The sequence below is a fragment of the Scandinavium manionii genome, assembly GCF_024764775.1.
GTDB classification, from domain to species: Bacteria; Pseudomonadota; Gammaproteobacteria; order Enterobacterales; family Enterobacteriaceae; genus Scandinavium; species Scandinavium manionii.
Genome location: NZ_JALIGC010000039.1, coordinates 534,529 through 545,730 on the forward strand (window position 1 = coordinate 534,529; position 11,202 = coordinate 545,730).

Annotated in this window: 10 protein-coding genes; all 10 read left to right on the top strand. The window is 56.7% G+C overall.

Features of this window, described 5'->3' with window-relative positions; genetic code table 11:
• The first annotated feature begins 12 nt into the window (after positions 1-12).
• The 10 genes from wcaE to wzxC all read left to right on the top strand — a co-directional run bounded on the left by wcaE (position 13) and on the right by wzxC (position 11,086).
• The gene (wcaE, locus tag MUU51_RS16875) at positions 13-756 is read left to right on the top strand and encodes a colanic acid biosynthesis glycosyltransferase WcaE (RefSeq protein ID WP_159775570.1); all 744 of its coding nucleotides are present in this window, start codon (positions 13-15) and stop codon (positions 754-756) included.
• 18 nt (positions 757-774) lie between these two features.
• Positions 775-1,332 (top strand): colanic acid biosynthesis acetyltransferase WcaF, encoded by a 558-nt coding sequence (wcaF, locus tag MUU51_RS16880; protein WP_125354249.1) that lies wholly within the window; start codon positions 775-777, stop codon positions 1,330-1,332.
• A 16-nt stretch (positions 1,333-1,348) separates the two neighbouring features.
• Complete coding sequence (gmd, locus tag MUU51_RS16885) at positions 1,349-2,470, top strand: GDP-mannose 4,6-dehydratase (RefSeq protein WP_159775568.1); 1,122 nt, start codon at positions 1,349-1,351, stop codon at positions 2,468-2,470.
• A 3-nt stretch (positions 2,471-2,473) separates the two neighbouring features.
• Positions 2,474-3,439 carry a GDP-L-fucose synthase gene (fcl, locus tag MUU51_RS16890; RefSeq protein ID WP_110509531.1) on the top strand — a complete coding sequence of 322 codons (966 nt, stop codon included), beginning with the start codon at positions 2,474-2,476 and terminating at the stop codon, positions 3,437-3,439.
• A gap of 3 nt (positions 3,440-3,442) precedes the next feature.
• Positions 3,443-3,922 (top strand): GDP-mannose mannosyl hydrolase, encoded by a 480-nt coding sequence (locus MUU51_RS16895; RefSeq protein ID WP_258968176.1) that lies wholly within the window; start codon positions 3,443-3,445, stop codon positions 3,920-3,922.
• On the top strand, positions 3,919-5,160 hold the full coding sequence (gene wcaI, locus MUU51_RS16900) for a colanic acid biosynthesis fucosyltransferase WcaI (RefSeq protein ID WP_258968177.1): 1,242 nt from the start codon (positions 3,919-3,921) through the stop codon (positions 5,158-5,160). The genes MUU51_RS16895 and wcaI overlap by 4 nt, the downstream gene beginning before the upstream one ends.
• A complete protein-coding gene (gene cpsB, locus MUU51_RS16905) occupies positions 5,160-6,596 on the top strand; it encodes a mannose-1-phosphate guanyltransferase (protein WP_258968178.1) in 1,437 nt (478 codons plus the stop codon). Before wcaI ends, cpsB begins: the two co-directional genes overlap by 1 nt.
• A gap of 186 nt (positions 6,597-6,782) precedes the next feature.
• Positions 6,783-8,153: a colanic acid biosynthesis phosphomannomutase CpsG gene (gene cpsG, locus MUU51_RS16910; RefSeq protein ID WP_258968179.1), complete on the top strand. Its 1,371-nt coding sequence runs from the start codon at positions 6,783-6,785 to the stop codon at positions 8,151-8,153.
• 50 nt (positions 8,154-8,203) lie between these two features.
• A complete protein-coding gene (wcaJ, locus tag MUU51_RS16915) occupies positions 8,204-9,598 on the top strand; it encodes an undecaprenyl-phosphate glucose phosphotransferase (RefSeq protein WP_258968180.1) in 1,395 nt (464 codons plus the stop codon).
• A gap of 9 nt (positions 9,599-9,607) precedes the next feature.
• The gene (gene wzxC / locus MUU51_RS16920; protein ID WP_258968181.1) at positions 9,608-11,086 is read left to right on the top strand and encodes a colanic acid undecaprenyl disphosphate flippase WzxC; all 1,479 of its coding nucleotides are present in this window, start codon (positions 9,608-9,610) and stop codon (positions 11,084-11,086) included.
• Positions 11,087-11,202 lie beyond the last annotated feature (116 nt).

An 11,202-nucleotide genomic window follows, 5' to 3' on the forward strand; every position in this document is an offset into this window, starting at 1 on the left:
GGAGTCGAATAAATGCTGCTAAGTGTGATTACCGTTGCATTTCGAAATTATGAAGGCGTGGTGAAAACCTGGGCGTCATTGGCTCATCTGGCGCACGATCCGGGTATCGAATTTGAGTGGATTGTCGTCGACGGCGGTTCCGCAGACGGTACCGCAGAATTCCTGGAAAACCTGAGCGGTGAATATAACTTACGTTACATCAGCGAGAAGGATAAGGGCATCTACGACGCCATGAACAAGGGCATTGAGATGTCGCGCGGTCGCTTCGCTATCTTCCTGAACTCCGGCGATGTGTTCCATGCCGATGTGGCGAACAGCGTCCGCCAGCTGGCCACGCAAAAAGACAATGCGATGGTTATCGGCGATGCCATGCTCGATTTCGGTAACGGCCATCAGGTGCGCCGCAGTGCCAAACCTGGCTGGTATATTTATCACAGCCTTCCGGCGAGCCATCAGGCTATTTTCTTCCCGGTGAGTGGGTTGCAGCGTTATCCGTATGATTTGCAATATCGCGTGTCATCCGATTATGCGCTGGCGGCGAAAATGTATAAGGAAGGCTTTTCCTTTAAACGGATTAAGGGCCTGGTATCAGAGTTTTCGATGGGCGGCGTGTCAACCTCGAACAATCTGGAATTATGCCGCGACGCAAAAAAAGTTCAGCGCCAGATATTACGCGTGCCGGGCTTTTGGGCAGAATTTTCCCATTTATTACGCCTGCGTACTACGGGCAAGACCAAAGCCTTATATAACAAGTAGTCAATATAAGGAAAAGCAATGCAAGAATTAAACGGATTCTCGGTGCCAAAAGGCTTCCGGGGAGCGGGCGGTATTAAGGTTCAATTATGGTGGGCCGTCCAGGCAACCTTATTTGCCTGGTCGCCGCAAATACTCTACCGCTGGCGTGCATTTTTATTACGCCTGTTTGGCGCAAAAATCGGAAAGAACGTAGTGATTCGCCCCTCGGTAAAAATTACGTATCCGTGGAAATTAACCCTCGGTGATAACGCCTGGGTGGGCGATGACGCGGTGCTATATACCCTTGGCGACATTACCATTGGCGCTAATTCAGTGGTATCGCAGAAGTGTTATTTATGTACCGGCAGTCACGATTATATGAGCGCGCATTTTGATATTAACGCGACGCCGATTGTGATTGGCGAGAAATGCTGGCTGGCAACGGATGTTTTCGTGGCACCCGGCGTGACGATTGGTGATGGCACCGTCGTTGGCGCACGCAGCAGTGTATTTAAAACGCTACCGGCAAACATGATTTGCCGAGGCAATCCAGCAGTGGTGACGCGCGAACGCGTTGAAACTATTAACTCCCTGTAAGTAGAGGAATATAAACATGTCAAAAGTCGCACTCATCACCGGCGTTACCGGGCAGGATGGTTCTTACCTGGCAGAGCTGCTGCTCGAAAAAGGCTATGAAGTTCACGGTATTAAGCGTCGTGCGTCTTCATTCAATACCGAGCGCGTGGATCACATCTATCAGGATCCTCATGCTGCAAACCCGAAATTCCATCTGCACTACGGTGATCTGACTGACTCCTCCAACCTGACCCGTATCCTGCAGGAAGTGCAGCCGGACGAAGTGTACAACCTGGGCGCAATGAGCCACGTGGCCGTTTCCTTCGAGTCCCCGGAATACACCGCTGACGTGGATGCGATGGGCACTCTGCGTCTGCTGGAAGCGATTCGTTTCCTCGGTCTTGAGAAGAAAACCCGTTTCTATCAGGCGTCCACGTCTGAGCTGTACGGCCTGGTGCAGGAAATTCCGCAGAAAGAGACCACGCCGTTCTACCCGCGCTCTCCGTATGCTGTCGCTAAACTGTACGCCTACTGGATCACCGTCAACTACCGCGAATCCTACGGCATGTTCGCCTGTAACGGCATTCTGTTTAACCACGAATCCCCGCGCCGCGGCGAAACTTTCGTGACCCGCAAAATCACCCGTGCAATTGCCAACATCGCTCAGGGCCTGGAGAAGTGCCTGTACCTCGGCAACATGGACTCCCTGCGTGACTGGGGCCATGCGAAAGACTACGTAAAAATGCAGTGGATGATGCTGCAGCAGGACAACCCGGAAGACTTCGTGATCGCCACCGGCGTGCAGTACTCCGTGCGTCAGTTCGTCGAAATGGCCGCGGCACAACTGGGTATCAAACTGCGCTTTGAAGGCACTGGCGTAGAAGAGAAAGGCATCGTGGTTTCTGTTACCGGTCACGACGCACCGGGTGTGAAACCAGGCGACGTGATGATTGCCGTTGACCCGCGCTACTTCCGTCCTGCTGAAGTGGAAACCCTGCTCGGCGACCCAACCAAAGCGCACGAAAAACTGGGCTGGAAACCGGAAATCACCCTGCAGGAAATGGTCTCCGAAATGGTTGCCAACGATCTGGAAGCAGCGAAGAAACACTCCCTGCTTAAAGCTCACGGTTACGAGGTAGCCATCGCGCTGGAGTCCTGAGTCATGACCAGACAACGTATTTTCGTGGCGGGCCACCGCGGGATGGTGGGCTCAGCCATCGTCCGCCAGCTGGAACAGCGGGGTGATGTGGAGCTGGTGCTGCGCACCCGCGACCAACTGAACCTGCTCGACAGCAAAGCGGTGAATGATTTCTTTGCAGAAGAACGCATTGACCAGGTGTATCTGGCGGCAGCGAAGGTGGGCGGTATTGTCGCTAACAACAGCTTCCCGGCAGATTTCATCTACGAAAACATGATGATCGAAAGCAACATTATTCACGCCGCGCATCTGCACAACGTGAACAAGCTGTTGTTCCTCGGTTCATCCTGTATTTACCCGAAGATGGCAAAACAGCCGATGCCGGAAAGCGAGCTGCTGCAAGGCACGCTTGAAGCGACTAACGAACCGTACGCTATCGCCAAAATTGCCGGTATCAAGCTGTGTGAATCGTACAACCGTCAGTACAACCGCGACTATCGTTCGGTGATGCCGACCAACCTGTACGGCCCGCACGACAACTTCCACCCGAGCAATTCGCACGTGATCCCGGCGCTGCTGCGTCGTTTCCACGAAGCGACTCAGGACAACACGCCTGATGTGGTGGTATGGGGCAGCGGCACGCCGATGCGCGAATTCCTGCACGTAGATGACATGGCTGCAGCCAGCATTCACGTGATGGAACTCGACCGCGAGGTGTGGCAGGAAAACACCGAACCGATGCTGTCGCATATCAACGTCGGCACCGGGGTGGACTGCACCATTCGCGAACTGGCGCAAACGCTCGCCAAAGTGACCGGTTACAAAGGCCGCGTGGTGTTCGACGCCAGCAAACCCGACGGTACGCCGCGCAAGCTGCTGGACGTTTCGCGTCTGCATCAGCTCGGCTGGTATCACGAGGTGACGCTGGAAGCGGGTCTGGCCAGCACTTACCAGTGGTTCCTTGAGAACCAGCACCGCTTCCGGGGGTAAACCATGTTTCTGAAGCCAGAAGATTTTGCCACCGTGGTGCGTTCAACGCCGCTCATCTCGATTGATTTGGTCGTGGAGAATGCCCAGGGCGAATTTCTGCTCGGGAAACGTAATAACCGTCCGGCACAGGGCTACTGGTTCGTGCCGGGCGGGCGAGTGCAGAAAGATGAAACGCTCGCCGATGCCTTTATGCGCCTGACCGAAGCAGAGTTAGGCCTGCGCCTGCCGATGTCGGCAGGCCAGTTTTACGGCGTCTGGCAGCATTTCTATGACGACAATTTTTCCGGCACCGATTTCAGCACCCATTACGTGGTGCTGGGATTCCGCCTGAAGGTTGACGTCGATGGCCTGCAACTGCCGACCGCGCAGCACAACGATTATCGCTGGCTGACGCAGGACGCACTGCTGGCGGCGGACAACGTCCACGACAACAGTCGCGCTTATTTCCTCGATGAGAAATGCGCGGAGGCACCGGGTTTATGAAAATCCTCGTCTATGGAATTAACTACTCGCCCGAACTTACCGGTATCGGTAAATACACCGGTGAAATGGTGGAGTGGATGGCGCAGGAAGGGCACGACGTGCGCGTGATTACGGCCCCGCCGTACTACCCGGAATGGAAAATTGGCGAGCGCTACTCCGCGTGGCGCTACCGTCGCGAAGAGGGGGCTGCCACCGTCTGGCGCTGCCCGCTGTATGTGCCGAAACAGCCTTCAACGCTCAAGCGCCTGATTCACCTCGGCAGCTTTGCGCTGAGCAGTTTTTTCCCGCTGATGGCGCAACGTCGCTGGAAGCCGGACAGGATTATCGGCGTGGTGCCGACGCTGTTTTGCACCCCAGGCATGCGTCTGCTGGCGAAACTCTCCGGCGCGCGCACCCTGCTGCACATTCAGGATTATGAAGTGGATGCGATGCTCGGTCTGGGCATGGCCGGAAAAGGCGAAGGCGGCACGGTGGCAAAACTCGCCAGCCGGTTTGAGCGTAGCGGTCTGCACAACGTCGACAACGTATCCACGATTTCGCGCTCAATGATGAACAAAGCGCAGGAAAAAGGTGTGGCGGCGGATAAAGTCATTTTCTTCCCGAACTGGTCCGAAGTGGCGCGTTTTCGTGATGTGAATCCGACGCAGGTCGTTGTCCTGCGTGAGCAACTGGGCCTGCCCGCAGACCGCAAAATTATTCTCTACTCCGGCAACATCGGTGAGAAGCAGGGGCTGGAAAATGTCGTTGCTGCCGCCGGGCAGTTGCAGGACAAACCGTGGCTGTTCGTGATCGTCGGGCAGGGCGGGGGCAAAGCACGCCTGGAAAAACTTGTCGCCGAACACGGCCTGAGCAATGTGCGCTTCTTCCCGCTGCAGTCTTACGAAGCGCTGCCCGCGCTGTTGAAAATGGCCGACTGCCATCTGGTTATCCAGAAGCGCGGCGCGGCGGACGCGGTTCTGCCGTCGAAACTGACCAATATTCTGGCGGTGGGCGGCAATGCGGTGATCACCGCTGAAGCCACTACCGAACTCGGCCAGCTGTGCGATGCGCATCCGGGTATCGCGGTGTGCGTGGAGCCCGAGTCGGTTCCGGCACTGGTCGACGGTATCGAACAGGCGCTTTTGATGCCGCACCACAACGTGATTGCAGGCGATTACGCCGAACGCACGCTCGAAAAGACGAACGTGCTGAAACAATTTATTGCTGATATTTCCTCTCAAGACGTCGGGGTTAAATGATGAGTCAGACACAACTCTTTCCGGTAGTGATGGCCGGTGGCTCCGGCAGCCGTTTATGGCCGCTGTCCCGGGTCCTTTATCCTAAGCAGTTCCTGTGCCTGAAAGGCGACCTGACCATGCTGCAGTCCACCGTTAACCGCCTGAATGGCGTGGAGTGCGAAAGCCCGGTGGTTATCTGTAACGAGCAGCACCGTTTTATTGTCGCTGAACAGCTGCGCAAACTGGATAAGCTGACCGAGAACATTATTCTCGAACCGGCAGGGCGCAACACCGCGCCAGCCATTGCCCTGGCGGCGCTGGCGGCAAAACGCAGCTGTCCAAACGGCGACCCGCTGATGCTGGTGCTGGCGGCTGACCACGTGATTCAGAACGAAGATGCGTTCCGCGATGCGGTTCGTGACGCGGTGCCTTACGCCGAAAGCGGCAAACTGGTGACCTTCGGCATCGTGCCGGACCAGCCGGAAACCGGCTATGGCTATATTCGCCGCGGTGACGTTTGTCCAGGCGAGAAAGACGCCGTGGCGTTTAACGTGGCGCAGTTTGTTGAAAAACCGAATCTCGAGACTGCACAGGCGTACGTGTCCAGCGGTGAATATTACTGGAACAGCGGTATGTTCCTGTTCCGCGCCGGTCGCTACCTGGAAGAACTTGCCAAATTCCGCCCGGACATCATGCAAGCCTGTGAAAAGGCGATGAGCGTGGTCGACCCGGATCTCGATTTCATTCGCGTTGACGAAGCGGCATTCCTCGCCTGTCCGGAAGAGTCCATCGACTATGCGGTGATGGAACGCACCGCCGATGCCGTCGTGGTGCCAATGGACGCGGGCTGGAGCGACGTCGGTTCATGGTCTTCCCTGTGGGAAATCAGTAACCGCACCGCCGAAGGAAACGTGCATCACGGCGACGTTATCAGCCATAAAACTGAAAACAGCTACGTGTACGCGGAGTCCGGCCTGGTCACCACCGTGGGCGTCAAAGATTTGGTGGTGGTGCAGACCAAAGACGCGGTGCTTATCGCCGACCGTAATTCGGTGCAGGACGTGAAAAAAGTCGTCGAGCGCATCAAGGCCGATGGCCGCCATGAGCACCACATTCACCGTGAAGTGTACCGCCCGTGGGGGAAATATGACTCCATCGATTCCGGCGAACGCTATCAGGTGAAACGCATCACCGTGAAGGCAGGCGAAGGGCTGTCGGTACAGATGCACCATCACCGCGCCGAACACTGGATTGTCGTGGCAGGCACCGCGAAGGTGACCATCAATGATGACGTGAAGCTGTTGGGCGAAAACGAGTCCATCTACATTCCGCTAGGGGCCACGCACTGCCTGGAAAACCCCGGCAAGATCCCACTCGACCTGATTGAAGTCCGCTCCGGCTCGTACCTCGAAGAGGACGACATAGTGCGGTTCCAGGATCGCTACGGAAGGGTCTAACCATCATCTTTCACGCTGCAGATGCGTTGGCTTTCTTTGCGCACACCGGTCACTTAGTTTACTAAGCTCCCGGCGATGCACGCAGTTGCCGCCTTCCTGCAACGCGAAATCTAATGGTTATACATTTTACTAAATAATTTTCTCCGTACTGGAGAGGGTTAACTGTTGCCTGAAAAGGGTAAAAACATGACCACATTAACCTGTTTTAAAGCCTACGATATTCGCGGCAAGCTGGGCGAAGAGCTGAACGAAGACATCGCCTGGCGCATCGGCCGCGCGTACGGCGAATTCCTGAAACCGAAAACCATTGTGCTCGGCGGCGATGTGCGTCTGACCAGCGAAACGCTGAAGATGGCGCTGGCGAAAGGCCTGCGCGATGCGGGCGTCGACGTGCTGGATATCGGTCTGTCCGGGACTGAAGAAATCTATTTCGCCACCTTCCACCTCGGCGTGGACGGCGGCATCGAAGTGACCGCCAGCCATAACCCGATGGACTACAACGGCATGAAGCTGGTGCGTGAAGGCGCACGTCCCATCAGCGGCGATACCGGCCTGCGCGACGTGCAGCGCCTGGCAGAGGCCAACGACTTCCCGCCGGTGGTTGAATCTAAACGCGGCAGCTATCAGAAAATCGACCTGCAAAAAGCGTATATCGACCATCTGATGGGCTACATCGATACGGCGAACCTCAAGCCGCTGAAGCTGGTGATCAACTCCGGTAACGGCGCGGCTGGTCCGGTGATTGACGCCCTGGAAGCCCGCTTCCAGGCCCTGAACCTGCCGGTAACGTTCATCAAAGTGCACAACACCCCGGACGGCAATTTCCCGAACGGTATCCCGAACCCGCTGCTGCCGGAGTGTCGCGATGACACCCGCAACGCGGTTATCGAACACGACGCAGACATGGGCATTGCCTTTGACGGCGATTTTGACCGCTGCTTCCTGTTCGACGAAAACGGGCAGTTTATCGAGGGTTACTACATCGTCGGCCTGCTGGCGGAAGCCTTCCTCGAAAAACAGCCCGGCGAGCGCATTATTCACGACCCACGCCTCTCCTGGAACACCGTAGACGTGGTGAACCTGGCGGGCGGTACGCCGGTGATGTCGAAAACCGGACACGCGTTCATCAAAGAGCGTATGCGCCAGGAAGACGCCATCTACGGCGGCGAAATGAGCGCCCATCACTACTTCCGCGATTTTGCCTACTGCGACAGCGGGATGATCCCGTGGCTGCTGGTGACTGAGCTGCTGTGCCTGAAGGGCAAAACCCTCGGCGAACTGGTGCGTGACCGCATGGCGGCGTTCCCGGCGAGCGGCGAAATCAACAGCACGCTGGCCGAACCGGTTAGCGCCATCGCCCGCGTGGAGCAGCATTTTGCACCGCACGCGCTGGACGTTGACCGCACCGATGGCATCAGCCTGGCGTTTGAAGACTGGCGCTTTAACCTGCGCTCGTCCAACACCGAACCGGTGGTGCGCCTGAACGTCGAGTCGCGTGGAGATACGACGCTGATGGAAGCCAAAACAAAGGACATTCTGGCGTTGTTGAACCAATAAGCCCATACCCTCTCCCGGACGGGGGAGGGACACTTTTAACAGGAACAACGATGACGACTCTAAGAAAGCGCGAGCGAGCCAAAACGAATGCATCGTTAATTTCAATGGTGCAGCGATTCTCCGACATTACCATTATGTTTGGTGGGCTGTGGGTGGTCTGTAAAGGCGCAGCATTGCCGTTTTCCTACATGCATCTGATGATGGCGCTGGTCACCCTGGTGGCGTTTCAGATGATTGGCGGTATGACTGATTTTTACCGCTCGTGGCGCGGCGTGCGCATGACCACCGAGCTGCTGTTACTCCTGCAAAACTGGACCCTGGCGCTGATCCTGTGTGCCGGTGTGCTGGCCTTCAATGATGATTTCAATAACAGCCTGGCTGTGTGGCTGGCCTGGTATCTGCTGAGCACCTGCGGCATGGTGGCCTGCCGGGCGTTTATCCGCTTCGGCGTGGGCTGGCTGCGTAACCGCGGCTATAACATTCGCCAGGTTGCGGTCGCAGGCGATATGCCCGCGGGGCAGGTTCTGCTGGACAGCTTCCGCAATCAGCCGTGGCTGGGTTTTGACGTGGTGGGCAGCTATCACGATCCGAAACCGGGTGGCGTGAATGCCGACTGGGCGGGCAACTATCAGCAGCTGCTGGAAGATGCACGCGCGGGCAAAATTCATAACGTCTACATCGCGTTGACCATGCAAGACGAAGCCTGCATTAAAGACCTGGTGCGTGAACTGGCTGACACCACCTGTTCGGTGATCCTCATTCCTGACGTGTTCACCTTCAACATTCTGCATTCCCGCATCGACGAAGTGAACGGCGTGCCGGTGGTGCCGCTGTATGACACGCCGCTGTCCGGCCTGAACCGTGTGATTAAACGGGTGGAAGACATTGTGCTGGCCACGATGATCCTACTGTTGATCTCCCCGGTGCTGGCCTGTATCGCGCTGGCGGTCAAAATCACTTCGCCGGGCCCGGTTATCTTCCGCCAGACCCGCTACGGCATGGACGGCAAGGCCATCAAAGTGTGGAAATTCCGCTCTATGAGGGTCATGGAAAACGACGCGGTGGTGACCCAGGCCACGCAAAACGATCCGCGCGTCACCCGCGTGGGTAACTTCCTGCGCCGCACCTCTCTCGACGAACTGCCGCAGTTCATCAATGTGCTGACCGGCGGGATGTCTATCGTTGGCCCGCGTCCGCACGCGGTGGCGCATAACGAACAGTATCGTCCGCTGATTGAAGGCTACATGCTACGTCACAAGGTCAAACCGGGCATTACCGGCTGGGCGCAGATTAACGGCTGGCGCGGGGAAACCGACACCCTGGAAAAAATGGAAAAACGTATTGAGTTCGACCTGGAATACATCCGTGAATGGAGCCTGTGGTTCGATATCCGCATCGTTTTCCTGACGATTTTCAAAGGCTTTGTCAACAAAGCAGCATATTGAGGTAGTGACATGAGCCTGAGAGAGAAAACCATCAGCGGTGCGAAATGGTCCGCTATGGCCACGGTGGTCATCATCGGTCTGGGCCTGGTGCAGATGACCGTGCTGGCGCGGGTAATCGACAATCATCAGTTCGGCCTGCTGACGGTCTCGCTGGTGATCATCGCCCTGGCGGATACGCTGTCGGATTTCGGGATCGCCAACTCCATTATTCAGCGCAAAGAAATCAGCCATCTCGAACTGACCACGCTTTACTGGCTGAACGTGGGGCTGGGGATTGTGGTGTTTGCGCTGGTTTTTTCCCTGAGCGGCATGATTGCTGAGGTGCTGCATAACCCGGATCTGGCGCCGCTGATGCGCACGCTGTCGTTTGCCTTTGTGCTCATTCCGCACGGGCAGCAGTTCCGCGCGCTGATGCAAAAAGAGCTCGAATTCAGCAAGATTGGCATGATTGAAACCTCCGCCGTGCTGGCCGGTTTCACCTTTACCGTGGTCAGCGCCCATTTCTGGCCGCTGGCGATGACCGCAATTCTCGGTTACCTGGTGAACAGCGCCGTGCGTACGCTGCTGTTCGGCTGGTTTGGCCGCCGGATTTATCGTCCTGGACTGCATTTTTCGCTGGCCACCGTTTCATCAAACCTGCGTTTTGGCGCATGGCTGACCGCCGACAGCATCATCAACTACGTCAATACCAACCTGTCTACATTGGTGCTGGCGCGTATTCTGGGTGCGAGTGTGGCGGGCGGCTATAACCTGGCCTACAACGTCGCGGTGGTGCCGCCGATGAAGCTCAACCCGATTATTACCCGGGTGCTGTTCCCGGCCTTTGCCAAAATTCAGGACGACACCGCTAAGCTGCGCGTCAACTTTTACAAGCTGCTGTCGGTTGTCGGCATCATCAACTTCCCGGTGCTGCTGGGCCTGATGGTGGTCAGCAACAACGTGGTGCCACTGGTTTTCGGCGAGAAGTGGGTCAGCATTGTGCCTGTCCTGCAACTGCTGTGCGTGGTGGGTTTACTGCGCTCCATCGGTAACCCGATTGGCTCCTTACTGATGGCCAAAGCGCGGGTCGATATCAGCTTCAAATTCAACGTGTTCAAAACGTTCCTGTTCATCCCGGCGATTATCATCGGCGGCCATGTGGCAGGCGCGCTCGGCGTGACGCTCGGCTTCCTGTTAGTGCAGGTGGTGAATACCGTTCTGAGCTACTTCGTGATGATCAAACCGGTGCTGGGCTCGAGCTATCGCCAGTACATCCTGAGTTTATGGCTGCCGTTTTACCTGTCGCTGCCGACGCTGGCGGTGAGCTATGGCCTCGGCGTGGCGCTGAAGGGTGCGTTATCGCTGCCGCTGCTGTTGGTGATTCAGATTGCCACCGGTGCGCTGGCGTTCGCCCTGATGATTCTGTTTTCGCGCCATCCGCTGGTGGTGGAAATGAAGCGCCAGTTTTGTCGCAGCGAAAAAATGAAAGTGCTGCTGCGGGCGGGTTAGCAATGACTCTTTTGCCCGGCGGCGCTGTGCTTGCCGGGCCTACACAATGTTGTTTCTCCCTTTCCTTGGGAGGACCGGGGTGAGGGCATCAGGCCGCACCCGATGGATTAAGAACC

Excerpts from the sequence above, each read along its gene's own strand:
- MUU51_RS16895 (WP_258968176.1), top strand. The coding sequence starts at position 3,443 with ATGTTTCTGAAGCCAGAAGATTTTGCCACCGTGGTGCGTTCAACGCCG.
- fcl (WP_110509531.1), top strand. The coding sequence starts at position 2,474 with ATGACCAGACAACGTATTTTCGTGGCGGGCCACCGCGGGATGGTGGGC.
- wcaJ (WP_258968180.1), top strand. The coding sequence starts at position 8,204 with ATGACGACTCTAAGAAAGCGCGAGCGAGCCAAAACGAATGCATCGTTA.
- cpsG (WP_258968179.1), top strand. The coding sequence starts at position 6,783 with ATGACCACATTAACCTGTTTTAAAGCCTACGATATTCGCGGCAAGCTG.
- wcaE (WP_159775570.1), top strand. The coding sequence starts at position 13 with ATGCTGCTAAGTGTGATTACCGTTGCATTTCGAAATTATGAAGGCGTG.
- wzxC (WP_258968181.1), top strand. The coding sequence starts at position 9,608 with ATGAGCCTGAGAGAGAAAACCATCAGCGGTGCGAAATGGTCCGCTATG.
- wcaI (WP_258968177.1), top strand. The coding sequence starts at position 3,919 with ATGAAAATCCTCGTCTATGGAATTAACTACTCGCCCGAACTTACCGGT.
- wcaF (WP_125354249.1), top strand. The coding sequence starts at position 775 with ATGCAAGAATTAAACGGATTCTCGGTGCCAAAAGGCTTCCGGGGAGCG.
- cpsB (WP_258968178.1), top strand. The coding sequence starts at position 5,160 with ATGAGTCAGACACAACTCTTTCCGGTAGTGATGGCCGGTGGCTCCGGC.
- gmd (WP_159775568.1), top strand. The coding sequence starts at position 1,349 with ATGTCAAAAGTCGCACTCATCACCGGCGTTACCGGGCAGGATGGTTCT.